The 17,619-nt window shown below is 50.6% G+C and carries 16 protein-coding genes and 2 pseudogenes; 7 read left to right on the top strand and 11 right to left on the bottom strand.

Going from position 1 to position 17,619, the window contains the following annotated elements:
• The first annotated feature begins 262 nt into the window (after positions 1 to 262).
• From ACI2I2_RS24090 to ACI2I2_RS24080, 3 genes are all read left to right on the top strand, one after another.
• Positions 263 to 520: a hypothetical protein gene (locus ACI2I2_RS24090; RefSeq protein ID WP_404660209.1), complete on the top strand. Its 258-nt coding sequence runs from the start codon at positions 263 to 265 to the stop codon at positions 518 to 520.
• 18 nt (positions 521 to 538) lie between these two features.
• Complete coding sequence (locus ACI2I2_RS24085) at positions 539 to 1,924, top strand: VasL domain-containing protein (protein WP_404660208.1); 1,386 nt, start codon at positions 539 to 541, stop codon at positions 1,922 to 1,924.
• 466 nt (positions 1,925 to 2,390) lie between these two features.
• A complete protein-coding gene (locus tag ACI2I2_RS24080; RefSeq protein ID WP_404660207.1) occupies positions 2,391 to 2,756 on the top strand; it encodes a hypothetical protein in 366 nt (121 codons plus the stop codon).
• 229 nt (positions 2,757 to 2,985) lie between these two features.
• Here the strand turns inward: ACI2I2_RS24080 and ACI2I2_RS24075 are convergent.
• From ACI2I2_RS24075 to ACI2I2_RS24030, 10 genes and pseudogenes are all read right to left on the bottom strand, one after another.
• Positions 2,986 to 3,308, bottom strand: a pseudogene (locus ACI2I2_RS24075) (transposase domain-containing protein); the annotation flags it as partial.
• Between the two features lie 222 nt (positions 3,309 to 3,530).
• A complete protein-coding gene (locus ACI2I2_RS24070) occupies positions 3,531 to 4,016 on the bottom strand; it encodes a GNAT family N-acetyltransferase (protein ID WP_047734696.1) in 486 nt (161 codons plus the stop codon).
• Positions 4,004 to 4,270 (bottom strand): DUF1778 domain-containing protein, encoded by a 267-nt coding sequence (locus tag ACI2I2_RS24065; protein WP_047734695.1) that lies wholly within the window; start codon positions 4,268 to 4,270, stop codon positions 4,004 to 4,006. The genes ACI2I2_RS24070 and ACI2I2_RS24065 overlap by 13 nt, the downstream gene beginning before the upstream one ends.
• Positions 4,271 to 4,514: 244 nt before the next feature.
• On the bottom strand, positions 4,515 to 5,306 hold the full coding sequence (locus ACI2I2_RS24060) for a hypothetical protein (protein ID WP_047734694.1): 792 nt from the start codon (positions 5,304 to 5,306) through the stop codon (positions 4,515 to 4,517).
• Between the two features lie 50 nt (positions 5,307 to 5,356).
• On the bottom strand, positions 5,357 to 7,333 hold the full coding sequence (locus ACI2I2_RS24055) for an alkyl/aryl-sulfatase (protein WP_047734693.1): 1,977 nt from the start codon (positions 7,331 to 7,333) through the stop codon (positions 5,357 to 5,359).
• Positions 7,334 to 7,791: 458 nt separating this feature from the next.
• Positions 7,792 to 8,979, bottom strand: coding sequence for an OmpP1/FadL family transporter (locus ACI2I2_RS24050; protein WP_404660206.1), 1,188 nt, complete (start codon positions 8,977 to 8,979; stop codon positions 7,792 to 7,794).
• Between the two features lie 321 nt (positions 8,980 to 9,300).
• Positions 9,301 to 10,670 (bottom strand): IS3 family transposase gene (locus ACI2I2_RS24045; RefSeq protein ID WP_186458544.1). Its coding sequence is split into 2 segments (ribosomal slippage): positions 9,301 to 10,181 and positions 10,181 to 10,670, totalling 1,371 coding nucleotides; the frame shifts between segments, so codons are not numbered across the junction.
• Positions 10,667 to 11,250 (bottom strand): annotated as a pseudogene (locus ACI2I2_RS24040) (transposase); the annotation flags it as partial. The gene ACI2I2_RS24045 and the pseudogene ACI2I2_RS24040, both read right to left, overlap by 4 nt.
• 176 nt (positions 11,251 to 11,426) lie before the next feature.
• Entirely contained in the window at positions 11,427 to 12,194 is a 768-nt protein-coding gene (locus ACI2I2_RS24035) for a TraX family protein (protein WP_404660205.1), read from the bottom strand.
• A gap of 69 nt (positions 12,195 to 12,263) precedes the next feature.
• A complete protein-coding gene (locus tag ACI2I2_RS24030) occupies positions 12,264 to 12,767 on the bottom strand; it encodes a DNA-binding protein (RefSeq protein ID WP_404660204.1) in 504 nt (167 codons plus the stop codon).
• A gap of 431 nt (positions 12,768 to 13,198) precedes the next feature.
• On the opposite strand from ACI2I2_RS24030, the gene ACI2I2_RS24025 reads away from it, so the two are divergent.
• From ACI2I2_RS24025 to ACI2I2_RS24010, 4 genes are all read left to right on the top strand, one after another.
• Positions 13,199 to 13,939, top strand: coding sequence for an HNH endonuclease (locus ACI2I2_RS24025; protein WP_404660203.1), 741 nt, complete (start codon positions 13,199 to 13,201; stop codon positions 13,937 to 13,939).
• A gap of 202 nt (positions 13,940 to 14,141) precedes the next feature.
• Entirely contained in the window at positions 14,142 to 15,377 is a 1,236-nt protein-coding gene (locus ACI2I2_RS24020; protein WP_404660202.1) for a DUF1173 family protein, read from the top strand.
• A gap of 140 nt (positions 15,378 to 15,517) precedes the next feature.
• Positions 15,518 to 15,760 carry a type II toxin-antitoxin system ParD family antitoxin gene (locus tag ACI2I2_RS24015; protein ID WP_404660201.1) on the top strand — a complete coding sequence of 81 codons (243 nt, stop codon included), beginning with the start codon at positions 15,518 to 15,520 and terminating at the stop codon, positions 15,758 to 15,760.
• Positions 15,753 to 16,046, top strand: coding sequence for a type II toxin-antitoxin system RelE/ParE family toxin (locus tag ACI2I2_RS24010; protein ID WP_404660200.1), 294 nt, complete (start codon positions 15,753 to 15,755; stop codon positions 16,044 to 16,046). Before ACI2I2_RS24015 ends, ACI2I2_RS24010 begins: the two co-directional genes overlap by 8 nt.
• A 71-nt stretch (positions 16,047 to 16,117) precedes the next feature.
• Here ACI2I2_RS24010 and ACI2I2_RS24005 read toward each other — a convergent pair whose 3' ends face one another.
• A complete protein-coding gene (locus tag ACI2I2_RS24005) occupies positions 16,118 to 17,107 on the bottom strand; it encodes a tyrosine-type recombinase/integrase (protein ID WP_404660199.1) in 990 nt (329 codons plus the stop codon).
• Positions 17,108 to 17,619 lie beyond the last annotated feature (512 nt).

Below are 17,619 nucleotides of genomic sequence, written 5' to 3'. Positions count from 1 at the left end.
CCGAATATGGCGTTAAATGGCTACACGCCGATGCAGCATATTCAACGCATGACCTGATTCTACTTATTGCCTCCGTTAAAAATGGGGGGATTACCAAAGTGCCGCCTTTGACACGAAAGCCGAAGCGGATATTGCGACATTTCGCCAGAGAATTGACCAGCTTCAGGCATCAATCGAGGAATGGCTTGGCGGGACGGAGATACGCACTGAATCCACGACCACCTCTCTGGTCGAGTTTCTGATTGGCGGCGGTGCGTTTTCAATGACTGGCATTGAACTGCACTATCTGCAGCGTAGCATCCGCTTTACGCCAATTTTCCTTTACGGGCAAGGCGTCACGGGGTGCGTTGAGGTAAGTCTGTGCAAGGCTGGCGCCACCAATCCTCTGTACCGCCTCTTTATGCGCAATGGGAATCAGGATGCATGGAGCTGGCTGCCGGCAGGTACGATCAGCCGACAGAGCAGCCTGTTTGACGAAGACGCTTTCTTTACGATGATCGAACCGCTGTTACCCGACTAGTCAGACCCGGTTGAGCCCATGGACGACAAAATTATGCATGATGTACAACCCCGGCCGGTGAGAACCGGCAGCGATCCGCGTTCGCTGTCAGAGTTTGTGGCGTTACGCGAAGAGATGAGTAAGCTGACGCATCCGGCGCGCCCGGATGTGGACTGGAAGCAGGTGGAAACGCTTGCGCTGGCGCTGTTTGAAATGAACGGCGTGGAGCTGCAGACGGGGGCCTGGTATACCCTTGCTCGCAGCCATTTGGCCCGCATCAGTGGGATGAATGAAGGTCTCAACATATTGGTTGCGCTGCTTAGCCATCAGTGGGCACAACTCTGGCCACAGCCAGTGCATGCCCGGGCAGAGATCCTGAATGGCCTTCTTCAGCGCTTACAGAAACTTTTTCGGACCTGGTCACTGCAGTCCACTGATTTCACAGCCCTGCAACTGGCCGAAAAGCTTCTGCAGGAGCTGGACGATATTCTGAAACGCCAGGAACTCAGTCACACCTGCAATCTCACACCCTTTTTGACGCAAATACGCCATGCTTTAAGTCGCCTGGAGAACAGCCCTCGGGAAGAGGAGCCTACTCCGGTGATGATGCCTCAGCATGCGCAGGTAAGTGGTGGGGAATCATCTCCTTCCGCCAGCCAGCTGGTCTATGTCATCCACAAAGATCCTGAGGCAAAGGTAAAGGTTTCAGAAGTTCCACTGGTGAAACCAAAACGATGGCCAGCCTTCGTGGCCGGAATGGGAACCGCAATAGCACTGAGCGCAGCGACCGTGTTTGGATGGCAGGCTGTGCATCAACCTGAGGAAGCCATAAAGCCAATGGCGGCGTCAGTTGCCTGGGTGCCTGAACCTATGACTGCCTCGCAGATCGTTGCTTTCCGTGAAACGGACAGCAGCCGGTCTCATTCAGCCATGTGGATCGGGCGTATATCAAACCAGGTTAACTGGATCATGGATCTGGCGCCAGGCTGGCGGCTCCGTTATGGTCAGGGGCTGGTTTCACAGGCAAAAGCTTTGTGGCCGAATGATCCGGCAACGCGAGATCTTGCACTACGCTGGCAGAAGTATCAGGTCGCAAGAACGCTGCCCGCCAGCGAACTTCAGGGCTGGCATCAGGGCATGATGCAGCTCCAGGCCCTGTCAGCAAAGCTTGACGCACTGGATCATCAGAAAGGCAAATACCTGACGGGCAGTGAACTGAAAACGATGGTCTGGCAGATAACACGATCATTTGCCAGTGCCGTGCCGGTTGAAGAGCAGCTGCGACAGCTGGTAAGCGCGCCGGGAGAATTGAACGTACCAGAGACTATTGTTGAGGAAACCTCACGCCATCTGGATTCACTGATCCACATACTTGAACAATTGAGCAACTCACCGGAAGGGGATACCGTTCAAGCACCGAAATGAGCTTAAAGTGTAGCTATCTGACGCTAAGTAGCGGTTAAAGTGCGCGATCAGACCTAAATTTAACATAATGTTTATTAATCGTCATAATGTATTGATTTATAGTGATTTGCTGATTTTTTCGTACTCATGGTCCCAAGGAGTGCGTAACGGCGAAGCCGCGCAGTGCCAGAAAGCTATGCAAAGGACGGCCTTATAAACTATCAACAAGATGAATAGATAATCATGAAAACAAAAAGTTTATTAATTCTTAGCATTTGCATGCTCTCCGGAATGCTTACTGCTTGTGACGAATCGGATGGGTCCTGGAAGTTGAAAGAGGACAGCCCGGCGGCCCTGATGGCCCATAGCGAAAAGACGAAGCGACTGGAGTCGCACCAACTCAGCGCAGTGATTCAGAGGCACGTTGCATGGGGTTCATGATGAAAAAGGGATCCGTCGCTGCACCGGCACAGAGAGGCCCGGTTCCATGATAAAATTACTGCTCATCATGACGCTATCTTCTCTCATTCTCAATCCGGCCTGTGCCGCCACAGCAATACGCCTGAGCTGCAGCCTGCGAAAAAATGTACTCATTTCCCGTTTCGGTTACCAGCTCAGTACCATGAAGTGGAATGACCAATTTCAAGTGGCTGCGGGGATCCGCAAAAACCACACTGCATCAGGTTCACCATTTGAGGTGACGGCATTCGAAAATGGTGATGACCTGGTGTACTTCCCGAGAAAAAATCAGTATGTGTTCTTCTTCAAAGGCGCCCACTTTCCGGATACCTGTCACATCACCGGGTTATACACGCTGCCAGTGACAAAACTTCCCTACCATAAAGACCACTGACAATCCGCTATACCTTTGTTGAAGTGGGCTTTTGGACATCAGCCCCATTACTGACATAAGTTCGATTTATTCAACAATGCCAATTAAACGTTGCTTCCTTGACTGATCTACTCCATCGAGAGCTCAAGCACTGCAAGTTGGTTGTATCTTCTCACGAGGACAATATCTCGGCTTATATGCGCTACCGGTTCGACAAAGCGTAAGCGCTAAGTGAGTGCCGTATTGACAGTTATTTCTGGGTGAGGTCTACGTTCCATGGCAGCATTCCGGCCACTTTATTTGAGGGCCACTCTGGCAACACGCTCAAGATATGGCGAAGGTAGGCTTCCGGATCGATTCCATTCAGCCTGCACGTTCCGATCAGACCATACAGCAGAGCTTCTCGCTGACCTCCGAGGTCGCTGCCGAAGAAGATATAGTTGTTCTTTCCGAGACAGACATCTTGTAATGCTCGTTTGCGGCAATGTTATCAGCTCCTGCAAGACCATCATCACAGTAATAATACAAGGCATCCCACTGTTTCAGGGCATAAGCGAACGCCTCGCCCAACTGTACTGACCCCAAAAAGTTGGACAGATTAACCGAGGCATCAGAGAAAGAGTCCATTAAATAGATGGGCTCTTTTTTCTTTCCGTCCATACCTAAATAACATTTTCCGCAAGCGGATTATCCATTCCGTTGCTTAATTACATCACGCGGATTTCTATTGATTTAACCTTAGACGTACTATCATATTATCGCTTATAGCGATTTGAACGTAACAGTCTTTGCGTTCTATTTAGGGAGCCTAAGGAACAACGTTCGCTGCTGAGTTTGTGATGATTTGAAACCATGGTGGATGTAGAAATTTTGGGCTTCTTCGGTAAGTGCATGAACCATGATTGCACGTACACCAATATTCTCGGCAACCCGATAGCAACGAAGCACTGCATCATGAAGTAAATCTGCACCAAGCCCTTTTCCATGGAATGAGAGATCGACAGCAAGACGGGCAAGTATAATGACAGGGATGGGATCTGGCATGTTACGCCGAAGATTGCCTGTAGCTTCTGTATGGTTGACGCTGCCGGTGGCCAGAGAGTAAAAACCGGCTACTTGCTTCGTGTCTTTCTTGCACACCACAAATGTTCTGGCCGCTCCGAGAGCCTGGTTTTTGAGACCCTTTTGCTTCAACCAGTCATCGAGCACAGCTTCACCGCTGACGAACTCAGCTACCTGATGAAAAGCGGACAAAGGTTCTGGTGCTGTTACACGTCCCACTGAGGTTTCCTTGCCAGCAGTTTTTCGATAACAGAATCATCTGCGACCGGAGCATCAAGCAGATCGATGAACTCCGCATATTGCTCATCGTTAAAGTTAAATACACGGCGGTCAAGGATCACTTTCTCGGCAGCCTGACAGGCAATTTCCAGAATGAAATCTGTGCGTGACTTGTGAAGGATTTCCGCAGCTGCATCAATGAGCGCCCGCTGCGATTCCTTAGCTCTAAGATTAAGTTGAACATCTGATTTCATGAGACCCTCTCGTATAGCAATTGCTTTACGAGAATAGCACAACTATCATGTATAGCAAACGATTTACAACAATTCGTCGTTTTTCATTTTTTGAATACTGATGTCCGCTTTGTGCCAAGCGGACATTGCTCAGTTACATGACTGCGGCAGACCACCACCATTTTCTATTGGCAGCGGGAAGTGCATACCATTCATTTGGCAATGACCTAATCTGGCGTGAATAAAAAAATTACCCCAAAAAAGATTAATTCAGGAACTGAAGATTTAACCCAAAGAAAATTTGCCAGTGAGGCTGTCCAGGTCCACGGTCGGCAACCGAGCCTTGGGGTTCCACAAAGAAGTTGTAGACGGTTTTATCCTGCTTAATAACCTGTCCAATACCTAAACCCAGCGGAACACTGTAGCTGTCATTCTGGAAGTTGTAGACCCAGATAGGCGCTGCCCGCAGATAGGTTCCTCCGCCCAACTGATAGAATAAAAATGGCTGGAAAGTACCGAGATTCACGTCACTGCGGTTATCTTCTCCGGCAAAACTATGCTGCCATGACGCCAGATAACCGTACTGGAATTTTGGCGAACTGGCATCGAAGAGCACGTTAACCAGACCTGCAGACCATTTTTCTGTTCCCAGAGCATTTTCGGTTGCTGTCGGCGCTGTAATTTGCGGACCGAAACCAAAACTCACTGCTGGATTGCCGGTATCAATAAGCCATGACGCAAATAAGTTCAGATCACCTAAACCTGTTTTATGACCACCTGTTGGTGCAATAGGATAGGTATTAATCGGTAATGAACCACGCAACAACCATTTACTGTCACCTAATGAAAAAGGTTGTGCATAACGGAACCAGAACTGATTGGCATCCTGGTCCGTACCGCTCACATCCCCGATGTAATAGTTCTGCATATTAAATGCAGTCATATTCGCCAGAGGGTTGTTCGCTTGTGCCGCATCCGAGGCATGCTCTTGCGCAGCTAAGGCATAAGATGAAGCAAGGCATAACAGTGAAGGCAAAATCGAATATGAAAGACGCATAGGATTACCTGAAGTAATCCCCTGCAGCACCGAAGCTGCAGGGGAAGGATTTATGGTGTTACGATATTGAACCAGAACTCGAACTTGTCCATATAGCCCAGCATCTCATCGAGCTTCGCACCGTTACCGGTGACCTTCACTTCGCCCTTATCTTCAGCCTGTTTCAGGGTTTCTTCTTTCAGGATGATTTTGTTGAGCGTCGCACGGTCAAGCACGATGGTCGCATCGGCGTCTTTCGCTTCGGCATTAGCTGTGTGGTTCAGAACACCGTTTTCCAGCTCCAGCTTGTATTTACCCCCATCGTTACCGAGGTCAATGTTAAACACTGCTTTAGCTTTGCCCGCTTTCTGCCCGTTAATATGAACAGCCAGGTAGTCAAAGAACATTTCTGGGGTCATGGCGCGCACCGTATCCGGGCTCGCCGTGTTCGGGGTAGGCCCCTTCAGCACGCCATTGCGGAGCTCTTGTGCGCCCGTCAGATAGAAGTTACGCCATGGACCTGATTCTGCCTGATAGCCCAGCTGTTCCAGTGCATCGGCTTCAAGGTTACGCGCTTCCTGGTTTTTAGGGTCCGCAAAGACAATCTTGCTGACCACCTGCGCCACCCAGCGATAGTTACCCTGAGCAAAATCCTCTTTAGCCTTCTTCATGATGGCGTCCGCACCACCCATGTAATCCACAAATTTCTTCGCAGCTTCTTCTGGCGGCAGTTCGTCGAGGGTGGCCGGGTTGCCATCAAACCAGCCAAGATACAGCACGTAGGTCGCCTTCACGTCGTGGCTGACCGAACCATAGTAACCGCGGTTCGCCCAGGTGTGCGCCAGGCTATCCGGTAGCTTGAAGTTGGCGGCGATTTCATCACGGGTCAGCCCCTGGTTGGCCATACGTAGCGTCTGGTCGTTGATGTAACGATAGAGGTCACGCTGACTCTTCAGCAGGTTAACCACGTTTTCGTTGCCCCAGGTCGGCCAGTGGTGCTGTGCCATGATGATTTCAGCTTTGTCTCCCCAGCGCACAATTGCTTCGTTGATGTACTTCGACCACGGCAGCGGTTCACGAATTTTCGCGCCGCGCAGCGAGTAAGTGTTGTGCAGGGTATGGGTTACGTCTTCCGCAGACTCGATGAGTTTTTTCTCTTCGATGTACCACAGCATTTCAGACGGGGCTTCTGAACCCGGCGCCAGCATGAAGTCGTAGGTCAAGCCATCAATAACTTCCTTCTGGCCGTCTTTTTCAATGATATTGGTTGGTGCGATCAGGGTGACGGTACCCGCGGATGTTGTTGTACCGAGACCCGCGCCTACCTGACCTTTGGCATCAGGCTTCAGCAGGTTACCGTACATGTAGCTGGCGCGACGGCTCATAACGTTACCGGCCATGATGTTTTCCGCTACGGCAGCTTCCATAAAGCCGGCCGGCGCATACACTTTCACTTTACCGGATTTCACATCGGCTTCATCCACGACGCCGCGTACGCCACCGTAGTGGTCAACGTGGCTGTGGGTATAGATGATTGCAACAACGGGTTTTTTACCACGATTTTTGTAGTACAGATCCATCCCGACCTTGGCGGTCTCGGCTGAAACCAGTGGGTCAACCACCGTGATCCCTTCTTTACCTTCGATGATAGTCATGTTGGACAGATCGAGGTTACGGATCTGGTAGACGCCATCCGTCACTTCAAATAGGCCGCTGATGTTAATCAGCTGCGACTGACGCCACAGGCTTGGGTTGACTGTTGCGGGGGCCTTTTCACCTTCTTTGATGAACGCATACTGCTGTGGGTCCCAGACAACGTTGCCTTGCTCGCCTTTGATGACTTCAGCAGGCAGTGCAGCAATAAAGCCCTTATGGGCGTTAGTAAAATCGGTATTATCAGAAAAAGGTAATTGGTTATATAGCGCGTCGTTGGCTTTTTTAGTGGTGTCAGTTGCGTCTTTAGGCGTGATGTCAGCATAAGCAGGCAGTATGACGGTTGACATCAGCCCGGCGAGCGCCAGACTTTTGACAATAAGCTTTAGTTTCATTGTTACCTCTTTGACTAGGATTAGTCTTATAAAAATCAAGACGAGTCTCGGTTTAACGCCTACAAACATCAGACAGACGTTGATTTTCAAAAGATAACCTTTTTTTTACATTTAGCAATACTACATTTTCAAAATCATCACTTAATTTCATGAAAAACATTAACTCTTCAGCATTAAATGCCAGTTAACTTACTAACCAATTGAAATTACTAAATTTATTCAAATAATCTATTTTATAGTCAAATTTGACAAATCCCGTTTTATTTACTACCTGATGGATAAACCACTAGCTCGAAATTTATGAATCAATTAAGCAAATAATTCGGAAGTACTGATTAGCTGTCTGATTATTAATCATATAAGAAATGCTTATGGAATAATCCATAAAGAAGGTTGCCTCTCTGGTTTAATTAACCCAGAGAGATTATTGAAAACAGGTTAATTACCCTTTATCACTATTAGAATTGATAGCTATAGTTCACACTTGCAAACCACAGCCAGGGATTATTATATTCGCCCTCAAATGCAGCAGATTTAACTCTGGATGACTGCATATGAAGATATTCAATGGCAAACCCGATATTGCTGGCCGGTGTTATCTGATATTGCGCGCCCGTAGCAAAACGCCACTCATCGCCAGTAGGCAATGAGAGTGCAACATCACTTTGTGATTTGTAGGGGGTGCTATCAAAGGCAAAGCCAGCGTTAATACGCCATTGTTCATCAGGCCGGTACTGTACGCCGAGGGCGGTATGCCAGGTATCCTTCAGGCGGTTAGAACGGTCGCTCGTTTTTCCGTTTACGGTAATCTGCGGGCTGCCAAACTGGCTCCAGTCCTGCCATCCAAGATCACCCATTATCGACCATTGCTTGTCTATGTCGTGTACCAGGCTCATCATCAACTGCTGCGGAGCACGAACTTGCGCTGAAATAGGCAGGTCGTACTCCACATTCGGCAGGTTCGGAAATCGCGCTTTACCGTCAATATTAAAGTGGTAATCCGTTTTGCTGGTCCAGGTGATGCCCGCACGAGTCTGGTCGGTAAGGGCCATCAGCAGTCCCAACCGGTAGTTCATTGCCCAGTCGTGGTCACTTTGTTTCTCGTCAGTGCCATCGACATTTCGGGTTAACGAGAGAAAGCCGTAGTTCAGGCCAGTTGCCGCACCAATAGACACTTTATCGCTAAGTTTCCACGCAACACCCGGGCTCAGCGTCATCGCGACCATCGTACTTTTTTTGATAAGGCGATCACCAGCCCAGTTACCAAAATCGATGCCAAGCCCATAGTTCCCATAAAGCCCGATACCTGCGGAAACTGTATCGCTCAGACGTTGGGTATAAAACATACTGGCGTTGGGGAAAAATTTCATCACATTGCCGGGACTCTGCCGCCCGCCTGATTCGTCATCCAGCTTATAGGAGATGTCTCCGCCCATGGCCTGTAGCCCGCCAGTGACCATATGGTCAGGTAATCGTGTCATACCCGCAGGGTTCGTTAACAGCGTAGAAGCATCCTGAGCGCGCGCTGCCTGCCCGGCACCAGCGAGTGCGGTATCTTCTGTCGCTACTTCATAAAAGTAGAGAGCACTCGCGTGACTCAATGATGAAAGCAGTAACCCAGAGCCGAGAATTATATGTTTTTTCATTCCATTACCTTCAATGAGCAGGAGGGATTAGTTCAATCTTTTGTTTGAAATGTTGGTAGTTTTCCATCTCTAGAAAACTATAGAACGGCTTTCTAAATGAGGGGAGAAACATCAGGAATATGGGCACGGAAATACGGAAATCTGTTTAGATCTAGCAAATGCCCACTAATCGCATAGCCGACATTTACGTGCTCGCTTTAAAGGCGTTCATGTTTCCCTAACTGGAAAGTGACCTGGACTCTTTAAACATAAAAACGCTGAGAATATAAATCGCCCATGGCTTTAAGTTTTGCTAAACACTTTCCTGTACAAAACATCCATCTAAATTCTCCGTGGACAGCTCTTTAAGCGGTATTCAACCGGGCTGAGGCCGTTAAATTTAAGGCTGATTCGCCGGGTGTTGTAGTACCGTATGTAATCCTCGATAGCGATCTTTAGTTCATGAATGTCCTCAAATTTACGTGTATAAAAGCATTCTGATTTCAACGTCCCGAAAAAGCATTCTGCGCAGGCGTTATCAAGGCAGTTACCTTTACGGGACATACTTTGCATGATGCCAAATTCACGTAATTGATATTGGTACCATCGATGACGATATTGCCAACCCTGATCTGAATGCAGAACCAGAGTACTGCCCGCATCAAGACGGGAAAATGCCTTAATCAACATGTCATCGATCATCAGCATGGTTGGGCGTTCTGAAATACTGTAGGAAATCACTTCGTTATTGAAGAGATCAATAATGGGGGAAAGATAGAGTTTACGGCCGTTGACGGCAAATTCGGTGACATCGGTGACCCACTTTTCATTAGGCCGGCTGGCTTTGAAATTTCGTTGCAGGATATTATCAGCAGCGCGCCCATGCTCACCCCGCCAGGAACTGTAGCGCTTAACTTTTATCGCGGCTTTGAGGTGAAGTGTATTCATCAGGCGTTGAACCACTTTGTGATTCAACGTTCCTCCTTCCCTTCTGAGTACCAGAGCTATCCGCCGATAACCATAGCGGCCCAGGTTCTCATCGTAGATCTCTTTGATTCTACATTTAACCTCATCGTATTTTCCCGGGGAGCGGAGTGCTTTCAGATGATAGTAAAATGTACTCCTGGGTATCTGGGCTATCAGCAAAAGCTGGTCGAAAGGATAATGCTGCCTCAGTTCGTCGATAATTCTGACTTTATCCCTTATCGAACTAAGGTTTTCAACTTTTTTAGATAAAGTACCCGTAACTCAAGACGCCGTACTTTTTGTTCAAGCTCCTGAATACGTTTATCTTTAGAACGTTCCAGTGCTACCTCAAGCGCAACGGGATCATCAATCATATGAAGTGCCCTCTTTTTGCCTACACGAAGAGAACGAAGACCTTCCTCTCCATGTTCGCTGAACACCTTCATCCACTTCCCAACAGAGGCGGCACCAGCGACGTTAAATTTCGCAGCAGCCTGCGTCTGGGAGATTTGCCCCGTAAACACAGCCTTCACGGCCTCAATTCTGGTTTCGGGATCGATTGATACGCCCTTATCTCTGGGCTTAAGACCTTCTTCTCCATAAGCATCATAGGCTGCAACCCATAATCTTACCTGGGTTCTTGGAACGTTAAAGCGAGTTGATGTTAAGCGATAGCCCTCATCAGTAGCTAAATAGTGCATAACCACTTCGAGGCGCTGTTCAAAGGAGTACTTACGTCTGGACATGGGACTCTCCAATTTGAGAGTCCAACTAAATGGGTGCAGTGCAAACCGGAATTTTTCGACAGCGTGGCACTTTTCTCCACCAACCAGTCATGCAGGGATATCTGCAGCGGAGTACTCCTGGATTACCTGGCTGCCAGCCGCTCAGTTGCCGGAGTCCGCGTATTTCCTCTTCTACCGCGTACAGCTAGCCGATGCGTTTCAGCGCTTCCTATGCTGTGGCCGTCTGGGTACTTATATAGACGTTGTGGATTTTGAGGCGCGCGAGTGCCCAACATGCGGCTTCTGTTAACGGGCCACCGTTACGCTCTGTGCTGAACAATCGATCGTAGCCTGCGAAGGCATCCGCCTGCAGCACACCATGATAGTGCCGAAGATGTTGTTGAGGATGTTTCCCCTGCCGGTCAGGCGAGAACGCGAAGCACACTGCGGGCGGGTCTGACGAAGCAGCGTTCCGGTCATCGCGAACATACGTCCAGGTGCGCCCGGTTTTCGTCTTCTTTCTGCCCGGTGCCAGCACCGGAACCGGCGTGTCGTCAGTGTGCAGTTTGCAGCAGTCCATCACGTAGTGGCAGAGAGCCTCCCAGTGGAATCATATAGAGCTCTCTCTGGATTAGACGGAGCTCTAAGCTAACGATCCCAGGACCAGAATCACAGGCGGCAGTGGTTTGACGCATAATCCCCTCGCCGGGGAGGCAAACTTCTGGTGCAGGCAGAATCAAGTTCTGACTGCACCAGAAGCTGTCGTGATACATCCAGTCACTGTGTGGCTAGCAGTCCATACAACAGGAGGTGACCAGCGTATGCCAGGTAAAAAAATTGGGTTGGCATGAATCTTTGGGCCATTAATGGCGCAATACCATGAACAGTTGCGAGCACCGCCAGTGGAAATACAACCGTGGGCAGCAAAGCAACCAACAGGGTGTCTACAGGTTGTGAGATCAAATGCGCAATACCGTTGAGCATCACCAGTGAGCAGAGGAGCAACATACCTGCTGCACGTCGGTAGGGGGCATTTTCAGGCGCGAAATACAGTGCACTGCTGACGGCCAGTACCAGGCCCGGAATACCATAGCTGGCAGGGATCAGCAAGGGTACCATCAATGCGGCCAGTACCAGTCCACCAAGAATGAGCTTGGGTTTACCGGAATGGAGTACGGCCAGAAACTGCGTGGCAACAGCAAAAACGAACAGAATGTTGAGAGCGTACCAGGAATACACGGTATGGAAGGCAAAGGTGAATACAGGTTGTGTGATTATCGCCCAGAGCCATAGCCTGTTGGCCCTCTGCTGAAGCCGCTCCGGGGTCGCCAGAATATTCAGTGCCCAGATGAAGATAAAAAGCGGGAAGGCCATCCTCCCCAGCGCATACAGTTCCGGGCTGGAAGGGTGTATGAACAACGTATTGGCATGATCAATGAGCATGGCCGCCAGCGCAACGAGTTTGACGGTATCAATGGCCCACGGAGAAAAGCGAACCAGTCTTTCACGATACGATGGGGCCGGGTAAGTTCTGGGGCTGAGCATCCTGGTCTCCGTCCGAGGGGTCAGATAAAACAGTCAATGCCTCACTGGCCGATATTTCCCTGCAGGTGGTTAGTGGCCGACCGGGGACTCCGTGTATTGTTCGATGGTCATGCCGCTGGCGCGGAGTTCATCCGTGATCGTTTTGAACGGTTTTCTCCAGCTAACAGAACAACGCCCGCCCTGCACGATTTTACAGGCCACACTGTATGGCGTTCTGCCCAGTTTAGCGGCCAGCCATAATACATGGCTGGCGATGTCCTCGTCGGGTAATGGATCGATGATCTGATGAAGCAAAGCATCATCTTCTTCATTCCAGGGGGTTCCCGCATTAGGGAAACGGGGATCCACGGTACGCTGTGTTTCGGTTGACTCAGATGAGGCCCCTGATGTTTCCGGCGTGGTGGTGTTCCTTCTGTTTATTCTGGCCCGCATTCCACCCAGAACGGCAACAGACTGCACCAGGAGCTGACGCTCATCGCGATCCAGTAAATCATCTTCACAGATCACGTCATTGAGGGCATCAATGAGCTGCCCGATGTCCGTATCTGATATTATTTTGCTTTTGCTGACCATATTTGCCCCTGGCTGGACTTTTGTTGCCTGTTCATAAAATTGCTGCTCGTCTGACGTGTCCGGTACCGAACAACGACCGCAGTCTTTCCATCCGGTTTATTCGGGTTTGCAGGAGGGAAAATGCAATGGTCGTGAGTTTATCCCGATCATTGTGGATGTCAGCGCTGATCAGTTATTTCCGCAGCGACTCGTTTCCGCTCTACAGTTTTTGGATTGCGAACTTCAGGTCTGGCGATCATGGTCACCCGGGCGGGGTGTGGCCCGGAATGAAACCAAATTTGCCAAATGACAGCGCAGCAAGGGTATCAGATATCTTTTTGTGCAGGATATGATTTTATCGCCGATGAATATCATTATCTTGTTTCACGGGTATGGGCGCTGATGCTCCTGCCCGCACGTCTCTTCCGGACATACCGGATTAAGGGAGCCATATGACACAACGTTACTCTCCAGAATTAGCTGAACAGATGAAAAAACGGCGTTACTGGTTTTGTATTGATGGTCAGCGACTGACAAGCGCGCGTGCAGTTAACGACTATCTGGGTGAAAATCTGTGTCATGCGGCCTGGCGTGCGGATCTTATCGCAGATTCGGGTGGTGAAAGCATGAAAATAGGTGACCGCACACGAACGGTTCCGCTCGGTAAACACGCCATTTACCTTGAGCGTCGGGAGGATGTGTCTGATAAATCCATGAAGGACTATTCTGCGGCCTGCAACAAACTGCGTCAGGCAGGATGGTCTGAAGCAGAGCTCGAGGAACTGGGGGACGGTCAGCTTTACCAGGAATACAGGGCCGAAATTTCACGCCAGAAACTGGCTATTCCACTTTTCGACCATCGTGAAATCCGCTATACCCGGGCGGAGATCCGCCCGGCTCAGGGACGTTTTCGCAAACTGGTGATGTCTAACTGGGAAAATCGCTGTGCCATCACCGGAACCCGTATGGCACTTGAAGCCGCTCACATCATCGGCCATGCGAAAAAGGGAGCGGCCACCATCGAAAATGGATTATGTCTGGCTGCCGACCTGCATACCCTGATGGACAGTGGCCATTTGTTGATTGAGCGCAATCAGGTTCGTTTTTCCGATCAGGCAAAGGCCGATCCACGTTATGCCGCGATAGAGGGTGTGTCGTTGAGAACGCCCCTTCACCCGGTATGTCTGCCCTGATGCGCTGGCAGGCATAAGGGAGATGGCCCGCCCGGTAAACTGAATTTTCCTGTTTCGTTTCTCCGGTTGGATCTGTTAACGCAAAGCGCACTATATTCTGGTGGTTGGTGGCATCACTCAGGTGGCATTTCAATCGCCTTGTCACCCGTCAGCAGAAGAGGGCCTCATGGCAGGATCAAAACACGCTTACTGGATAAAGATAATGCTGATGCCATCCGGAAGGATCGCGTCATATTCACCGGAGCGGCGCGAGCAGATGGCTGACAAATTTCAGGCCGATTTGCGGGAGGCCCGGGATACAAAAGACAGCGTGATCACCTGCGATTGTGACAGGGAAAAACAACTGCGGCTGTATACCCGCCCGGTGGCAGGGAGCGATCGGCTGGCTTTGCGCCGGTATCCCAATACTGGTCCGCTTCATGCGGCAGATTGTCAGTACTATGAACGGGTCAACCGGGATGGGGGTGCAAGAACGTACTCGGCGGCCTGTATCCGGGAGGATGAGGAAGGGGAGCTGCATATCTCGCTTCGCTACCCTTTAAAAGTCCGTGACAATATTGCGGATGATCAATCCGGTGAGCTTCTCCCGCCGCGTCAGCAACGTGCCGGTGCCCGGCAGGCGTCGATGTCGTTTCTGGGATTGTTGCATTTGCTGTGGGAAAACACGCAGCGAAATATCTGGTACCCCTGGTTTGAAGGTCGGCGTGATCTGAAGAACCTGATGTATGCGCTGTACAACGAAGCGACAAAAATCAAACAGGGTCGTACGCGGCTCAGCCGGGTACTGATGCTGCAGGGGGAGACGACGCGAAACCAGGAAGCTTTCACGCACGCCAGTCAGAGCCATTCCCGGCTTGTCCTGATTTCTGAATTAAGCGGCTGGACCGCAGAGAAAGAGACAGGAACGGGGCTTCTTCCGGTTGTTCTGGGAAAGCCGGCACCTTTCCTGAATATGGACGTTAATCGCTGGCAAAACACGCTGACCCGCTTTCCGCATGCCCGGGCCTGGTGGCGAGCTGGCGGGAAGGTTATTGCCATTGCGGTGACGGATGTTCCGGATGACGGTCCGCAGTACCGGAGAGCGACTGTTCGCCAGGTCTGTCTGATGATGGTCAGCGATCGCTGGATCCCATTGGATTCTGCCTTTGAGGGTGAGGTCGAAAATAAACTGGTCGCCGAAGGGCGGGCCTTCATCAAACCTCTTCTCTTTGATTCTGCAGAAGATGAATACTTGCCGGATTTCATTCTGAGTGATACAGCAAACGGCTGCTGCCCCATGGAAGTGTGGGGAATGGAAACTGAACACTATCTGGCACATAAAGCCGGGAAAACCGCATGGTATGACCAGGAGTACGAAGAAGACTGGTGGGGGTGGGACGCCGCAGCCAGGGCGGCGATGCCTGATTTTCCGCCCACGGTCAGATACCGTGCGCAGTAACACACTACCCCGATGTGAGTGTCCGGCAGCCACCTGAGAGAAATGATTGTACCGGCTGACAATCAGTGCATGGGGTCTGGCAACCAACATCATGCCTTGCTATAGTGTGTATGACTGAGTAATACAATTGAGGTGCAGCAATGGCCAGAGTGACAAGCGTGACACTGGGTGAACATTTTAGCAGTTTTGTGGGTGACATGGTGGAATCAGGGCGCTACGGGAATACCTCTGAAGTCCTCCGAGATGCGCTCAGACTGATGGAAGCGCGTGAACAACGTCTACAGAATGTGCGCGAGATGGTGCTGGCTGGCGTCAATGCGCCGGTGAGCGAACGTTCCATGGATGATATCTTCTCGGCCGCAGTGAAAAACGCCCGTGTTTAAGCTCTCTGCACTGGCTGATGATGATATTTACGGGATAGCGAGTTATACGATCCAGCATTTCGGCGTGACCCAGGCTAAACGCTATCATGCAGAGTTAACCAGAGTGTTTGAACTGCTGGCCGAAAATCCAGAGCTGGGTACTGAATGTGACTGGATTTGTACAGGCATGCGGCGTTTTCAGTTTAAGAAACATGGGATCTATCTGCTGGCGCTTGACGAGGGCATTTTAATCTCACGCGTGCTCCATCATTCCATCGATATTGATGCACAGGATTTCCCGGCTTAATGCCCTCCTGCTGAGTTTTCCCGGGCTCCCGATTTTCCTGATATTCCTTCCATGAATTGTGCCCGTCGCCGTCAGTCAAAATCCAGCTTATCCCTGGCGCGACGCAGCCGCTCATCGCCACGCCGGTCATACTGCTGGGTGGTGGTGACACTGGCATGGCCCATTGCATCACGGACGGTGATCAGATCCTCACCGTTGTCGAGCATGGTGGTGGCGAAGGTGCGCCGGATATCGTGCGGGGCACATTTTTCAATGCCGGCCTGGCGCTGACGTTCGCCCAGTATGTGGTAGACCGCCTGGTCGGTCATGCGATGGTCAGTGACATCATCATGCCGCCGGATACGGGTGAACAGCGGTCCGGGTACCTCACCGCGGATCTGATCCACCCACAATAACAGACGATGCCAGCTGCCGGCCGGCAGATAGGCAATTCGCTCCTTGTTCCCTTTCCCGAGCACCCGCAGGGCCTGGTCTGTCATCATCAGACTGGCTAGATCCAGCCCCACCACTTCCGAACGACGCAGCCCGCCGCCAAACATCACGCCGAGGATCGCCGCATCGCGCAGACCCAGGGATTTTTTGTCGGCATCACAGACACCAAACAGCGCCCGGATCTCTTCCCGGGGCAGCGCGCGACCGCGCGGCAGACGACTGCCCCGGACATTACGCACCCGGCGGATGTGCTCACAGCTTTCTGCATCGAGCTGCTTCATCATCCAGGCCTCGGTGGCCACGCCCTTCAGTGCCGACAGATAGGTATTGATGGTGGCCGGCGCTTTGTCCGCATCCTGCAGAAGTGCGATGATCGCCTGCACATGGTGGCGGCGCATTGCACCCCACTGACAGGTTTCCAGACGAGTCGCCCCGAGAATACGGGCGATGATCCCGAGAAACGATCGCATGGTCTGACGGCTGCGCGGCGAGTTGAGCGACAGCAGGTAGGCCTGCGCCGGATTCAGTGACAAACTGCCCTCAGGATCACGCAGTGACCCTGTCACGTTCAGAGCAGGCAGCAGTTCGCCATTCAGTTCAGGGCGATCGGCGGACCAGGGTTTCGTCACTGCGGGCTCCGGGTTTCTCGCTGTCGGGCAAAACACCCCTATCAGCAGGTTAAAAAGTACGGTCAAATCCTCTGATTCAGTCTACAGGATTATCTCTACTTTCTCAAAGGTACATTTTAATAAGTAGAAGGCAACGTAAAATCAGATGGTTTCCTCTTAGGCCATGAGGAGTCAAATTTGGTGATTCTTTCATATATTGCTATTTGAGGGTAATTATCGATGGTATAATTTAACGAAGGCATTACTTTTCTGTATATTGATAAATGTTAATAAGGAATGGTATTTTTAATTTTATAATGGAAGCTCATGAAGGCCGCATCGGATTACGCGTAGGTCAATCCTATCAATTGAGTTTCCCCTTATCCAGATTTTTAGAATCAACTCCATCTGGACTTACAGAGAAAATATTCCCTGTAACGGTAATCCCCCCGAAAATCCGGGGTGTTGATAAGTAGAATTTTCTCGTAATCTGAACCGGGGAGATCTCTATGAAAAAATCACGTTTTACCGAC

Origin of the sequence: Scandinavium sp. NPDC088450, from assembly GCF_044900545.1 — a bacterium.
GTDB lineage: Bacteria > Pseudomonadota > Gammaproteobacteria > Enterobacterales > Enterobacteriaceae > Scandinavium.
This window is presented reverse-complemented; position numbering and strand designations above follow the sequence as displayed.